The following is a 13,680-nucleotide window of genomic DNA, read 5'->3' on the forward strand; positions in this document are numbered from 1 at the left end:
CTCCTAGTTCTCTATTGATTTCATAAAAGTGAGAAAATAATTTTCACTGTAAAACTTTTTAATTGAATCCTTAATTTCAGCAAGTTGGTTAAAGTCATAATGACGGTCAATGAACTTTTGTAATTCAGTCACATAGGCAGTCAAATTATCGGTTGGTACCAATATTCCGTTTTGAGAATTCACAATATCAGCTGGTCCGGTTGGACAATCAAACGCTAAAACGGGGATCCCCACGGAAATAGCTTCGTTTAAAACCATTGGCAATCCTTCATATTTGGAAGATAATAACAATCCATCAACCGCCGTTAAACCGCTCCAAACATCCTCTTTAAAACCAGTAAATTTAACATGTGATTTGATACCTAGCTCTGTCAAAAGCGTTTTAATTTCTTGACTGTAGCCATTACCAATAACATCTAGTTGCCAGTCGCCATGAACCCTACTCAAAGCTTCAAACGTTGCCCGAAGGTTTTTTTGACCATCCAACATCACGCGACCAACATAGATAAAACGGCATTTATCACTAGTTTGTGTTCGCGGAATGCTAAGTGATTTTTTCAGAATCGGATTAAAAATCGTTTTAACTTTATCCTCTGAAATACCCGTCGCAACGATTTGTTTCGCAATACCGGTACTAATAGCAAGATAGCCGTCAGCGCTCTTTAACAATGGCTGAGCCACCTTTTTAGAGCTAAGTGAATAGTGATACCAACTCATAACTCGATAATCCTGATGGGTTATTTTTTTTATCCAAAAGAGCAAGAACCACATGATGGGATTGGTAGAAATAACCACATCTACCTCTTTTTTTGACTTGATTTGACGATACAAAATGAGCGGTAAAAATAAAGCGTATTGAATTTTTCGAAGCCATTTATTTTTACTCAACCAGATAATCTGCTTATCTTTGACACCTTCCAACCAAGCACCATTTTCGAATCCACCGATATTGACTAAACTCAACTCAGTATTCGATTGACTGCGGTTATACTCGGCAAACAAGTTGGTAATAACCGTCTCCGTGCCACCAAAGCCTGTCATATAGGGAATAAATAGACAGATTTTTTTCATATGATTACCCTCACTTAAAAATGTGTCCGGCTGGAATCAACGTTTGACTTAACAAACTTTCGATGTAAAAAGTTATAAGCTTTCTTGACAGTCTGCTTTTTTCCCGTCATCGACCATTTCATTTCGCCATAGTTAATTTGGTTCGTTTCAATCCAGACATCCATCATCAATTCTGCTACATAACCGAAAACTCGTGCTTCTTGTATGGAATATTTGGAAATATCAATTCTGGTTTCCAACTGTTCTAAAACGTCGAACAACCAAGTCGCATAATTGTTAAATTGAGCCTTTTTCATGATGAACATATTGAACATATGCGCCTGATTTCTATTCATCACCGTATCAAACGATTCGAGATATTCTGGATATGATTCAACCAAAATATTTCGTACCTCCAACAGAGGTTCCTCATGGTGGGCATGAATGTAGTGAGAATAGTTGGTTTCAATGTAGTAGTTGCGCTTTTTAGGCAAGATGACATCATGTTTCGCCAATAACTTTTCGGCATCATTTTGGTCAATTAAATGCTCAAGTTTGTTCTTACGCCCTGATTTGAAAAAGAAACGCCGATAGTGAACTAATCCTACTGCATCAACATCGGACAAATTTTTCCAAGCCCAATATATGGCTGTTAATTCATTGTAATTAGCATTTTTATGAGAAATATTTTCTGCCACATCATCCCTTTGATAATCGAGATCAATTCCCACCTGATAGTTACGCTTGGCATTAACTAAAATGGGAAGATACAAATCACGATTCGTGGGCATTGGTGCCTGTTTGTGGGTCGCTACCAGAATTTTTAACTTGCTCAATAGGCTCCCTTTCCTTTGAAGACACTGACAAAGTTTCCGATAATTATTTTCATATCGAATAACATACAGGCCTGATCGATATAACGCATTTCAATTCGGGCACGCTCAGGATAACCAATATGACTGCGACCTGATGCTTGCCATAATCCCATGGCACCGGGCTTAACTGACAAAAGTTTCTCATGGTCGTACTCTTTTAATTCCGCTTCAATTACTGGACGAGGACCGACTAAACTCATTTCACCTTTTAAAACATTGATAAATTGAGGAATCTCATCGATTGAAGATTTTCTCAAGAAGCGCCCAATTTTAGTCACTCGCGGATCATCTTCCGGCTTTAATTTGTAGTTATTAGCCACATATTTGGCATACAATTCCTTATCCTGTTGTAATCTTTCTTCGGCTTTCACAATCATGGAGCGGAACTTGTACATCCCAAACTTCTCACCCTTTAAACCAATACGGACGTGGCGATAAAACAACGGTCCACGATTTGATTTACAGATAAGGTTCATGATTAGAACGAATAAGAAGATTGGACTCAAGAACATAAGCGCTAACAGAGACATAACAATATCAAAAATTCTTTTCATGATTGGATAAATAAAAGATGGTTTATGAATAGCTATCCTTTTTTCATCACCGTCAAAATATTCCATAGCTTTTCTCCTGTGTTAAAATAACCAAAATTTTTTCTTAGCTGGTGGTAATGCGGAAATATCTTTAATCTCAAGTTCGGCAATATCTTCGCCGTTGATAATATTTCTGGCATTCTGTTGGAAACGTGCCGCGACATCTGAACCTTCTTCGGCAGTTAAACGTTCAAAAGCTTCTTTCATCAAGAATCTTCGTCCCTCAAAATTGTGAGCATCGGAAGCAAAGACAAAGCCTTGATTCGACTTGATAATTTTTTCGGTCAGCGTCTGAACTTGCTTGCCAAAATTGCCTAGATAGCTGCTACAAGTCAGCTGTGTCAAGCACCCTAGTGTAATCAGCTCGTACAATTTCGATGGATCTCTTTGGATAGCATGATTGCGTTCCGGATGAGCGATGACTGGCCTAATATTTCGAGCAACCAACTCAAAAATAATTTGTTCGGTATACTTTGGTACATCGCCATGTGGTAGTTCCAGTAACAGATACCGATTAGTTTCATCCATGAATAAAACGTCATCTGTAGCAATTTTCTCTAACAATTCACCATTCAAATGAACTTCCTGACTCGGAAATACCTGCAGCGATAATTCCATCTTGTTCAACTCATCTTGCAAATGAGCTGCTTTTTGAATAACTTCTAATTTATGGTTAATATACTTGCCATCTAAATGGTGCGGCGTTAATAAAAGATGGCTAATACCTTGCTCCACCGCTACTTTTGCCAAACTCAGAGCATTAAAAACATCTTGTGCCCCATCATCAACGGCGGGTAAAAGATGGCAATGTAAATCTACTAACGTCATTTTTGAATAGCTCCGTAATATCCGCTATATTCGCCACCGTAGTAACCTTCCATGTTCTCTTTCGTCATGCGATTCATAATGAATCCGAGGATATGTGCATGGACAGTTTCCAGAGACTTTTTAGCTTGAGTAACGCCAACTTTATTAGCGATTCCACAAGGAACCACTAAAATAACGCCATCCACTCTGGTTGCTAAAACTTGCGCATCTGTCACGGAATTAATTGGTGGAGCGTCAAAAATCAGGCAGTCAAATTGTTCAGTCAAAGTTGCCAACATTTCATTGATGCGATTGCCACCTAACAGTTCTGACGGATTCGGTGCGGTCGGTCCGCTGGTGATAACGAAAAGATTTTCGACCATAGTTGGCTGGATAACTGTCTCCAAATCAACTGTTCCTGAAAGATAATTCGACAGTCCGAGGTGATTAGAAACTCCGAAAGTCCGATGAATTGTTGGTCGACGTAAATCGGCATCAATCAAAATCACTCGTTTATCTTGTTTAGCCCAGCTGACAGCCACATTATTGCTGACAGTTGATTTACCTTCAGATGGTGCAGAAGATGTGAACAAAATCGACTGCAAATTTCGATCAACTGACGAAAACTGAATATTGGTACGAATAGTGTTAAATTGTTCTGAAATCGTGCTGATGGGATTGTCATATGTAACCAAGCTGACACCGTGCGACAAGCTATAGTTGTCCAATTTTTTCGCAGTTTTTTTAAATAATTTAAAAGCCACTTTAGACCCTCCTCTTCGCAGGATTTGGTTTATTTCCATAGAATCGTTTCCGTTGCAACGTCCGTTCGACATCCTTTTGATCAATCTCTGTGACAACACCCAGACTGGTTAATCCCAGCTCATCGACGAGAAATTTTTCTGAAGTAACGGTACGGTCGGTCAATTCGATGATGAAAGCTAATGCCATGCCCAAAATCATCCCTAAAATAATTCCAGCGAGAATATTCAAAGTTTTCTTAGGACTGACAGGCTTCTTAGTTACCAACGCATCTGACACGATAGAAACATTATTGATACTCATGATTTTGCCAATTTTCTTTTTAAAAACTTTGGCAGTAGCATCCGATATTTTCGCAGCAGTCTTGGCATTAGTTGCCTTAGCCGTTACGGAAAATACTTGTGAATTTTGCGAGCTACTAATAGTTAGCGATTTTTTCAATTTGGCCAGTGAGCCTGGATAACCGGCATAAGTTTTCACTTCACGATTAACGTCTTTTAGAACAGCCGGACTAGTGATGATGTCCTTGTAAGTGCTGATCATTTGAATATCGGCCTGAACTTGTTGAAACTGAGCACTCTGCAAATCGGCAGAAAGTTTGCGATTAACGAGAATCTCAGTTGTTGCGCTGTATTTGGGTGTCATGACAAAGAAAGTCATAAATGCTGCTACCAAAGTAACGACAATTGTTGTTCCCAAGATAGCTTTAATGTGTTTACGCAGTATGACTAGAATTTGAATCATACTAATGGTTTGTTCTGATTCCACTTAAACCTCCACTAATAATCAAATTTATTTGTATACGTGTGGTGCTGCCGTCTCCAGAGCTGAGAGTATTCATCTGCTGCGCGGTACGGTTCAAGCCAAAGAGCGGTCTCGGACCTCGGTTGAAGCCTTTCCACAAACCGGAAAGTCTCCAACACGACCGGTGGTGTAATGGCTAAAGCCATAACGCCACTTTCGCTGCTGATGAATACTCTCAGCTCTTCCAACTAGTCTCTTTAATAATGGATATGTGTTTATATTCGGCTTACTAATAGATGCTTAAATTGAATTGAAGTTAATATTTATAGAAAGTCATCAATTTACAAGACACGTATTTACATGTTTCCCTCATGCTGGAACAATTTTAAGGGCTGGCCGGATTGATGTCTATACAGCTTTGATATAACCGGATATATCAAAATTTGAAATTTGATATTATTCTTTTACCGATAATTTGGGAAATTTTTTTCGACTGTTTGATAGTTTTGGTTGTGAAATATGAATTTTTGTTATTAATCTATTTATTGATAAAAACTCAAAAAGACACAAAAAAAGCCCAATAAGACGGTACGCGTTAGACAAGACACTCTGTCCATTTGCGTACAATCTTATTGAGCTAATTTATGTTGTTTACAATTATATTGTTAGTGGTGTCTCCGGTTGCGAGAAAAAGTCTATCTGCTGTGCGACCGACTTGAGCCAAGGTCTCAAGTCTCGATTTTGGGCTTCGCAAAGTACGTCGGTTGTGTAAAGGCTAAAGCCTTAACACGACCTGCACTGCTGATAGATTTTTTCTCGCAACCTCCGGCTTTTTTTATTCGTTGGTTGTTTTTCTCTTTTAACATACTGTTGAATACTTAAAAACTTATGTGGATCTCTTTGATAACTCACTATATAAAAAAAGGACCCCAGACCCTGACTGTCAATAATTAACCCAGCTATGAAGGCAAACTGAATTATTGACGATCAAAGGTGGAATCCTTAATTAACTTTAGATTTCAACCAATGGATATGATTTTCTTCACGTTCAATGGCACGGGTCAATATCAAATAATGACCATAATTATTTTGAATCGTAGCGTCATCTGTGAAAACTTCTTCGAGACGTCCTTTTAAATAATCATACTTTTCTTGACGCAATTCCAATTCCTGTTGAAGTAAATTGTTCAACAAGGGATCCGTCTGGTCTTTAATGAAGTAAAGTTTCAACGAAAAAATTTCTTCATTATCAGTCAACGGTTCTTGCATCCAATTACGTAATATCTTATGACCCTCGGCAGTGACACTGTAAAATGTAGACTTATCCACATCCTCGTCAATCAGCCAACCGTCATCTTTCATACGTGCTAATTCGGGATAAATTTGACTGTGTGAGGCATGCCAGAAATCGCCGACTTCATTCTTAAATTCCTGACTGATCTGATAACCAGATAATTTACCTTTATTATTGATTAATCCTAATAAGACATATGGTAAGATACGTTTTTTTGGCATAATTTTCTCCATATTAAATGTTGAAATATACAAATGTTTCTGTAAAGGTTCCGATTGGTGTTTAGTTAATATATATAGAATTCTATGTACTAGTTAGAAAATTAATCGGAAGGACTGAGAATATTAACCCGCTGTGGGTGTGGCGTTATGGCTTTAGCCATTACACCACCGGGCGAGTTTTGAAATTCGCGTACTTTGCGAAGTTCAAAATCGAGGTTCGAGACCGCACTTCGGCTCGGACCGGTCCGCATAGCAGGTTAATATTCTCAGTCCTAGAGACCCATACAAAAAAAATGATATACGACTTTCGTATACCATTCTAACATGCTTATTTATTGATACGGTGGTAGTTTTCGTCGAAATATTTTCCGGCACGAATGTCATCTGGCAATCCTTTATAAGGAGCTTCGCTGATAACATCGTTGTTATTTTGACCTGCATCACCCATATAAGTGATTTTAGCCATTTCTGGAACGACTAGCTTAGGATATGTTTCGTACTTCTCACGTGATTCTTCCATTAAATCAATGTGTTCATTTTGATAAGTAACTGTGATTTCGGGATGTTCTTCAACCCACTTAGGGAAAAAGATTGTTCCGTGCATCTTGTTTTCATTAGGCATGAAGTCCAAAGCAACGTCAGTACCAGTTGGTTCCGTCCATGAAACTTTGTAAACACCTTCTGTAAGCATAAGAATATCAGCTTTTTGGTCAGTTACCCAACGTCCAGCAACCATTCCACCGTGAATTCGGTAATCAGCGGTGTGATCATTCTTAGCGTACCATTCATACTCCCAGCCATTGTCATAAGTGTAAATAAAATGTGTTCCTAAAAAGTCATCTAATGTTTTAAAAGTTTTTGTCATAATTTAATTGTCTCCTTATGTCGTTATCGACAATAGATAGTATATGTCGATAACGACATATAGTCAAGAAAAAAAGACAAATAATTCCTTATTGGGAACCATCTGTCTTATACATCTTTTGAAATTATTTGTTTACCATTTGATTCATAACCTTAGCAGTTACAGGAATATCAGCGTATTTAGCGATTGAATCTTTGTCCATAACTACAGTGTTAGCGGCTGAATTAGCTAATGCAGCGAATGCTTGGATTTGTTGGGCAGTGAAATACTTGTTGTCAACGGCTGCTAAAGTATCGTTCAACTTCTTGATTTCGTAAGCTTTGGCATCGGCTCTGGCAATTGTAGCTTCAGCTTCCGCCTTGGCTGTTGAAACCGTGGCCTCATTTCTAGCTTTAGTTTCAATTTCAATACTTCTGGCATCACCGTTAGCTTTGGCAATTGCGGCAGTTTTTTCACGATCAGCCCGAATTTGTTTCTCCATTGATTCAGTGATTGAAGCAGATGGTTTCAATTCGTCGATATTAACACGATCAACTTTGATACCATATGTATCCGTCAAATCTCCGATAGCTGTTGCTAGGTCGGCATTAATTTGAGAAGTGGAGCCCAATGCCTCGTTCAAATCTAATTTACCGATAATATCACGCAAGTGACCACGAACCAACTGAATCATTGATTCAACTGAGTTGCTATTTTCATATTGAAATTTACGCGCATCAGTTATGTGATAATTCAAGGTGACATTAGTTTGGACTTCCGCATTATCCTTGGTAATAACCGAATAACCTTGCAGTGACAAAGGAATCATCGCCAAGTCAACAATACGTACTTTCTGTATAAAAGGTATATAAACATTCAAACCAGCGCTAACTTCACGTCTGTATTTTCCTAAAGTTTCTACCAAACCAACATGATTCTGACGTACTATTTTAAAACCAAACATATTTATCCGCCTACTTTTCTGCTTTCAATTCTTGAATCGTCAAGATATTACCATTTGCTTTGATTATTTGATAATTTCTCTCTTTGTTAACCGAATCATTTGCCAATAAGTCATAGCGGTAATAAATCCCCTTAACCTCAATCAAATCGTTTGCCATATTGATTTTGTTCCCTCCAACGACTGATCCTACTATTTGGCGTTGCTCAAGATTATTGGTGGGCACTGCCGCACTCAACTTAGTGACGATATAATTATTAACACTTCGATTTTCACGATCAGCATCCTCAGAAATCCGGTCGTATAAATCCTTATCTAGTCTTAATGCAATCATCTTATCTGTCATACCCGCATTATATCACCCTTATATCAAAGTGATATCATTCTGATATTGACAAAATGCCAAAAAAAATAAGGCCACTAAAGTAGCCCTGCTTTTCGTTGATAATGCTTATATAATCCTGAAAAACGTTCTTTGTATTCGGGGCGCCATGGTTTGTCACGACCGCAGAAATGTAAAATAGCCGTGTGATCAATCACCCAATCGATGTCCCACTCGCCATTACTTTTTGCATAATAAAGTGGATTCATCCTTGCATCATAATTGTATAATTCATCGGGGATTCTCATAATATTTTGACCGTACAGACCATTCAAAATATCCTGATCTGGCAACAATAATGTAGCTCCCATCTTATTGATATAGTTGAAAATATCTTCAGCTTTGACATTTTCTCGGATAGCCTGCAAATCCATCAACATGATCCCAGAATTAAAGTAACCCTCAGCCTCATAATTACCCAAACGCAATTTATTGATGTTATCAGTTACGTCCAAAGATGTGTGACTGGCAGCCGCATACCAGTAATTTTTCAAATCAATTGTATATAACGGCTTCAAATCATTAATAACTAAAATATCAATATCCAAATAAAGAATCCGTTTAATATTTTTAGGCAAATACTTATATGCCAATAGTCGATAATAGATAGTCTTAGGATAACGGTCAGTCGTTGGTGCATCGTCAAATTGGTCATCATCAATTATTACGGGGTGATAATGCATCCCTAACTTCTGACAAAAACTTTTAATTTCATCGTTCTTGCGTAATTTCTGATCTTGAATTACATAGACAGAATACTTTTCAAAGGTAGAATTCTGTTTAATCGAATATAAAGTAGTCATTAATTGTTGCGTTACATTGTCATCAATCGCAAATAATAAATTCATACATACCCTCCTAGTCAATCATCCTCAACTAAATTATACTATAACTTGGCGTGGAGCCGCCGAAGGACGGCAGAGATTGAGTCTGCTATGAGGACCGGCGTGAGCCAAGGTCTCACACCTCGCTTTGAAGCCTTGCAAGTTCGGCAAGTCTCCAAAGTCGCCCTGTGGTGTAATGGCTAAAGCCATAACGCCACCTCCACAGCTGTCTCAATCTCTGCCGTCCTTTGGCTAATGTATTAAAAAATGAAAGCTCACAAATTTATCAATCTATAAAAATATAAAATCTTTCAAAAAAATAGGAGCAAAACAATATGATCAGACCTATTAATCGTGACACTGCACTACTTTCTCAAAAAGCTGAACTCGCTACTAAAGACGACCATAACGTCGTTACGGATCTGCTGGATACTTTGAAAGCTAACTCGGAAAATTGTGTTGGCATGGCTGCTAATATGATTGGTATTAATAAACGAATTATTGTTTTTTCTATGGGTATTATGAATGTTCCAATGATTAATCCCACTATTATTAGTAAGTCTGGCGAATATTCCACTTCCGAAGGTTGTCTTTCCTTGATTGGTGAACGTGCAACTAAGCGTTATAAAAAAATCACCGTGAAATATTTGGATAATAATCTTAATGAACAGACGCAAGAATTTTCTGATTTTATTGCTGAAATTATTCAACATGAAATTGACCACTGCGACGGTATTTTAATTTAGTCAAAAAAACGAGAGTGTGACAAAACATGGTCAACTTTCGAGCATTAAGGCAAATATGGACTGTAATCCGATTTTGGATTACAGTCCATATTTGTTTTAAGCGGAAAAAGTTATGTTTTGTTGCACGTTTATGCTGCATGTTAAAGACAAAAACAGTTATGTCTGAAGTCACAGCCCCTTTTTTTAGATAACATCGCTTGCTGCAACCCATTCGTTGGCAGAAATACGATACATTTTTTGTCCATTAATTGTTGCCACTTTATCGGCCATCCAAACGCTGCTATCGCTTAATCCACGGTCAGTTACCGTTTGACCATCAGCCGTGTAAAGTTGTGCTTGACGAATTGCTACAATAACTAAAGGTAATTTCTCGTCATCTTGATCATGATTTTGCGCCTTTGTTGATGTGTGGTGACTATGTGAAATTGTCGTTGTTTCTGTAACTGGTGTTTTTACAACTGGAGTCCCATCATCATTTAAAGCTTTAATTTCATCAAGTTTCTTATTAAAAGCATCCTCATACGAATTTAATTCTGCTTCATTACTATAACCATGATTTCTACGTTCCATAAAAAAGAATGCTTCTTGCTTTAAAGCCTCAATTAATTTTTCTTTTTTGGTTACTTGATTTCCTGAACTAATTCCATAAATAACTTCAGTAAAAGCCCCACTTTTACTACGAATATCTGGATCATTTACATAAACATCATCAAAGTCTCTCTCTTTATAACCTGTTTCCTTACTATCATCCAGAGCAATTTTTCCATCTTCAATCTCAAAGATAGCCGCATTTCCATGATATGTATAAGGAACCATTAAGTCGCCTTTGTTAGCCGGATCTTCAGTATTAGATAAACCAGCAATTTTATCTTCTCTTGGCTTAATATAAATCAAGGGATTGCTACCATCAGATACATTAACCCTATTACCTGTTTTGGGAGCTAAAACAGGTACTGTGTCTACATCAATGTCAGAATTATTTTGAGATATTTCAGTTTTACTTGGGAGATCTGACTTTTCTTCAACTGGCACGTCAATATCTTCTTTAGGTTCAACTTTTTCACTAGCAGGTTCATTTGCTGGTTCTGCACTTACAACATCTTCTGCCTTAACTGTTAGAGCATTGTTTCCTTGGATTCCCAGCGCAAAAACGGCTGCACCAAGAATAATTGAGCTATATAGTAATTTCTTCATAAATTTCCTCTACAACATAAATTTTTTTAAATAACTCGAGAAATATATCATATGGAAACGTTAACTACCTAGGATTTTTTCTCATTTTGACAGGTTTTATTTATCGAATAATAATTGAAATTTTATGACTAAAAAAAGCGACCCAAAAAGGTCGCTTTTTGATTACAATTAGTTATCTTTGTTCAGCATCTCTTTCGACAGTAGCGGCTTTATCAAAGTCTGCTTCAGTCTTAGCTTCTGCTGACATTTTAGCCAAGTGAGCATATGTTGAATCAACGTGTTCAGCGGCTAATGATGCCTTAAGTCTTTCATTACCCTTGTGCATATCAAGCATTGTCCAAATTAGGAGTGCTAGAACAGCGGCAATCAAGACACCAGCGATGATATTTGCTTGAGTCATTTGACCAGCAGTTGGATTATCGCCATAGAATGCTTGGATTTGACCAGGCAATCCGTAAAGATTCAAGAATGTTAATGCGAGAACTGAGAACCAGCCGAACCACTTGATCCAAGTAGCATTTTTGAATTTGTTACCCATTTCCGTGGCACTGTCAGTCATCAATAATAATGGCAACATTGAGAATGGTAAAGCGAATGCCAAGAATACTTGTGAATTATTCATCAAATCGTTCAAGGCAACGTGCTCGTCAATTGAGCTCTTACCGCTTGTCAACATAACACAAATTAGTACGGGGATAACTGACAACAAACGTGTAACTAAACGTCTTAACCAAAGAGGCATCTTCATGTGAACGAAGCCTTCCATAATGACTTGTCCAGATAGTGTACCAGTAATAGTTGAATTTTGACCTGAAGCCAATAGAGCAACGGCGAATAATGTTGAAAGGACACCTGATTTAGCAACGGCAATCAAAACTCCATTGCTTAAAGTTGAGGTATCTGATAAAGCGTGATACAAACCGAAGAATGATGGGTCTTTAACGGCACCACTCTTGAAGACGGCAACACCCATAACTAATAGCAAAGCGTTAACGAAGAAAGCAGCTGTTAGTTGGATATTTGAATCCCAAGCTGAGAAACGAACATTTTGGGCAACTGATTTTTCATCAGCATGATCAACTTTTCTTGTTTGAGAAATAGCTGAATGCAAGTACAAATTATGAGGCATAACTGTGGCACCGATAATTCCTAGTGCACCAGTCAAAGGTGTTTGACCACCAATAGTTGGACCAGTTGCGAAAGTTTTACCTGTTGGCAACAATCCAGCAAATGCGGCACTCCAATTAGGATTTGATAGTGCAACTTGATAAACGAATACAAATAAAATTACGAGAATTAAACATACAACGATAGCTTCAATTTTTCTGAAACCAATTTTTGTTAATAATAGCAAGACTAGAACATCACCAACAGTAATGAAAACGGCAATTACTAATGGGATATTGAATAATAGATACAAGGCAATCGCACCACCGATAACTTCGGCAATATCAGTCGCCATAATAGCGAATTCAGTTAAAATCCATAAAACGATACCTAGTGATTTGCTTGTACGAGCACGAATGGCCTGTGCCAAGTCCATCTTACTCACTATGCCTAGTTTAGCTGCCATATATTGTAACAACATGGCAATTAAACTAGACATAAGAATAACTGACATTAGTAAGTATTGGAAATTTTGACCACCAGTGATTGATGTTGACCAGTTACCTGGATCCATGTAACCGACGGCAACTAATGCCCCGGGACCTGAGTATGCAAGTAGTGTTTTGAAAAAACCTTTGTCTTTTGGTACTGAAACTGTGCCGTTGATCTCTTCTAGTGAAGGACCATTGGCATATTGGATTAATTTACGCTTTTCAGCCATATTAATCTCCCCCTTTAACTTTGGTTTAACGAATAATCATGATTGAGATAGGTGAATATTTTGCCATATAGGCTGCTTGCGAACCGAAGTATTTCTTGATTCCCTTTTTAGAAAGTGAACCGATAACTAGTAAGTCCGCATCTGAGGCAGGAATTACATCCTTGACGATTGTTTCACCAGGATCCCCTTCAGCTACCATTAACTCAACTTTCTTAACTCCAGCATCTAAAGCTACTTGACGATATTCTTTCAAGTGCTCTTCAAGTTCTTTACGTTCGCCGTGAACATAGTCTCTTGTCAACGCTTGATAAACATTCATTTCATTATCTTCCAGAATAGAAGTAATGATTAACGTTGAACTATCTTTGATACAGCGGTGCATTGCATATCTAAACGCCAATTGAGCATCTGCTGAATCATCAACACCGACTAAAACACGTTCAAAAGTGTTGTTTTGCTTCGACATTTTTCTCTCCTCCAATACAATTTTTTAAATCATTTTGTTGCTGTTTGTCTTTCCAAAACTCATTCTACCGCAAATTAATGTGATGTAAA

15 protein-coding genes are annotated in these 13,680 nt (G+C 37.7%); 1 reads left to right on the plus strand and 14 read right to left on the minus strand.

From position 1 onward, the window contains the following. Window positions 1–3 precede the first annotated feature (3 nt). The 11 genes from JP39_RS09395 to JP39_RS09445 all read right to left on the minus strand — a co-directional run bounded on the left by JP39_RS09395 (window position 4) and on the right by JP39_RS09445 (window position 9,381). Window positions 4–1,071 (minus strand): glycosyltransferase, encoded by a 1,068-nt coding sequence (locus tag JP39_RS09395; RefSeq protein ID WP_041501469.1) that lies wholly within the window; start codon window positions 1,069–1,071, stop codon window positions 4–6. Between the two features lie 14 nt (window positions 1,072–1,085). Further along, window positions 1,086–1,886 (minus strand): DUF4422 domain-containing protein, encoded by an 801-nt coding sequence (locus JP39_RS09400; RefSeq protein ID WP_041501468.1) that lies wholly within the window; start codon window positions 1,884–1,886, stop codon window positions 1,086–1,088. Further along, window positions 1,883–2,545, minus strand: a complete 663-nt coding sequence (locus JP39_RS09405) for a sugar transferase (RefSeq protein ID WP_041501467.1) — start codon at window positions 2,543–2,545, stop codon at window positions 1,883–1,885. Before JP39_RS09405 ends, JP39_RS09400 begins: the two co-directional genes overlap by 4 nt. 15 nt (window positions 2,546–2,560) lie before the next feature. Continuing rightward, complete coding sequence (locus JP39_RS09410) at window positions 2,561–3,346, minus strand: tyrosine-protein phosphatase (RefSeq protein ID WP_041501466.1); 786 nt, start codon at window positions 3,344–3,346, stop codon at window positions 2,561–2,563. Continuing rightward, complete coding sequence (locus JP39_RS09415; RefSeq protein ID WP_041501465.1) at window positions 3,343–4,089, minus strand: CpsD/CapB family tyrosine-protein kinase; 747 nt, start codon at window positions 4,087–4,089, stop codon at window positions 3,343–3,345. The genes JP39_RS09410 and JP39_RS09415 overlap by 4 nt, the downstream gene beginning before the upstream one ends. Window position 4,090: 1 nt before the next feature. Beyond that, entirely contained in the window at window positions 4,091–4,855 is a 765-nt protein-coding gene (locus JP39_RS09420) for a YveK family protein (protein ID WP_041501464.1), read from the minus strand. Between the two features lie 978 nt (window positions 4,856–5,833). Further along, window positions 5,834–6,346 (minus strand): PadR family transcriptional regulator, encoded by a 513-nt coding sequence (locus JP39_RS09425; protein ID WP_041501463.1) that lies wholly within the window; start codon window positions 6,344–6,346, stop codon window positions 5,834–5,836. Window positions 6,347–6,674: 328 nt separating this feature from the next. Continuing rightward, window positions 6,675–7,211, minus strand: a complete 537-nt coding sequence (locus tag JP39_RS09430; RefSeq protein WP_041501462.1) for a phenolic acid decarboxylase — start codon at window positions 7,209–7,211, stop codon at window positions 6,675–6,677. Between the two features lie 124 nt (window positions 7,212–7,335). Continuing rightward, a complete protein-coding gene (locus JP39_RS09435; RefSeq protein ID WP_041501461.1) occupies window positions 7,336–8,154 on the minus strand; it encodes an SPFH domain-containing protein in 819 nt (272 codons plus the stop codon). 10 nt (window positions 8,155–8,164) lie between these two features. Next, window positions 8,165–8,497 (minus strand): hypothetical protein, encoded by a 333-nt coding sequence (locus tag JP39_RS09440; protein ID WP_041501460.1) that lies wholly within the window; start codon window positions 8,495–8,497, stop codon window positions 8,165–8,167. Between the two features lie 74 nt (window positions 8,498–8,571). Beyond that, window positions 8,572–9,381: a glycosyltransferase family 8 protein gene (locus JP39_RS09445; RefSeq protein WP_041501459.1), complete on the minus strand. Its 810-nt coding sequence runs from the start codon at window positions 9,379–9,381 to the stop codon at window positions 8,572–8,574. 311 nt (window positions 9,382–9,692) lie between these two features. Here JP39_RS09445 and JP39_RS09450 point away from each other — a divergent pair, with 311 nt between their 5' ends. Next, on the plus strand, window positions 9,693–10,103 hold the full coding sequence (locus JP39_RS09450) for a peptide deformylase (RefSeq protein ID WP_041501458.1): 411 nt from the start codon (window positions 9,693–9,695) through the stop codon (window positions 10,101–10,103). A gap of 183 nt (window positions 10,104–10,286) precedes the next feature. Here JP39_RS09450 and JP39_RS09455 read toward each other — a convergent pair whose 3' ends face one another. The 3 genes from JP39_RS09455 to JP39_RS09465 all read right to left on the minus strand — a co-directional run bounded on the left by JP39_RS09455 (window position 10,287) and on the right by JP39_RS09465 (window position 13,591). Beyond that, window positions 10,287–11,297: an SLAP domain-containing protein gene (locus JP39_RS09455; RefSeq protein WP_041501457.1), complete on the minus strand. Its 1,011-nt coding sequence runs from the start codon at window positions 11,295–11,297 to the stop codon at window positions 10,287–10,289. 172 nt (window positions 11,298–11,469) lie between these two features. Continuing rightward, window positions 11,470–13,125: an Nramp family divalent metal transporter gene (locus JP39_RS09460; RefSeq protein ID WP_041501456.1), complete on the minus strand. Its 1,656-nt coding sequence runs from the start codon at window positions 13,123–13,125 to the stop codon at window positions 11,470–11,472. Window positions 13,126–13,150: 25 nt separating this feature from the next. Then, window positions 13,151–13,591: a universal stress protein gene (locus JP39_RS09465; protein ID WP_041501455.1), complete on the minus strand. Its 441-nt coding sequence runs from the start codon at window positions 13,589–13,591 to the stop codon at window positions 13,151–13,153. Window positions 13,592–13,680: the final 89 nt, after the last annotated feature.

It is taken from the genome of Companilactobacillus heilongjiangensis (genome assembly GCF_000831645.3).
GTDB classification, from domain to species: domain Bacteria; phylum Bacillota; class Bacilli; order Lactobacillales; family Lactobacillaceae; genus Companilactobacillus; species Companilactobacillus heilongjiangensis.

Coding starts and splice junctions, on each gene's coding strand:
- JP39_RS09395 (WP_041501469.1), bottom strand. CDS start 1,071: ATGAAAAAAATCTGTCTATTTATTCCCTATATGACAGGCTTTGGTGGC.
- JP39_RS09405 (WP_041501467.1), bottom strand. CDS start 2,545: ATGGAATATTTTGACGGTGATGAAAAAAGGATAGCTATTCATAAACCA.
- JP39_RS09410 (WP_041501466.1), bottom strand. CDS start 3,346: ATGACGTTAGTAGATTTACATTGCCATCTTTTACCCGCCGTTGATGAT.
- JP39_RS09425 (WP_041501463.1), bottom strand. CDS start 6,346: ATGCCAAAAAAACGTATCTTACCATATGTCTTATTAGGATTAATCAAT.
- JP39_RS09430 (WP_041501462.1), bottom strand. CDS start 7,211: ATGACAAAAACTTTTAAAACATTAGATGACTTTTTAGGAACACATTTT.
- JP39_RS09435 (WP_041501461.1), bottom strand. CDS start 8,154: ATGTTTGGTTTTAAAATAGTACGTCAGAATCATGTTGGTTTGGTAGAA.
- JP39_RS09440 (WP_041501460.1), bottom strand. CDS start 8,497: ATGACAGATAAGATGATTGCATTAAGACTAGATAAGGATTTATACGAC.
- JP39_RS09445 (WP_041501459.1), bottom strand. CDS start 9,381: ATGAATTTATTATTTGCGATTGATGACAATGTAACGCAACAATTAATG.
- JP39_RS09450 (WP_041501458.1), top strand. CDS start 9,693: ATGATCAGACCTATTAATCGTGACACTGCACTACTTTCTCAAAAAGCT.
- JP39_RS09455 (WP_041501457.1), bottom strand. CDS start 11,297: ATGAAGAAATTACTATATAGCTCAATTATTCTTGGTGCAGCCGTTTTT.
- JP39_RS09460 (WP_041501456.1), bottom strand. CDS start 13,125: ATGGCTGAAAAGCGTAAATTAATCCAATATGCCAATGGTCCTTCACTA.
- JP39_RS09465 (WP_041501455.1), bottom strand. CDS start 13,591: ATGTCGAAGCAAAACAACACTTTTGAACGTGTTTTAGTCGGTGTTGAT.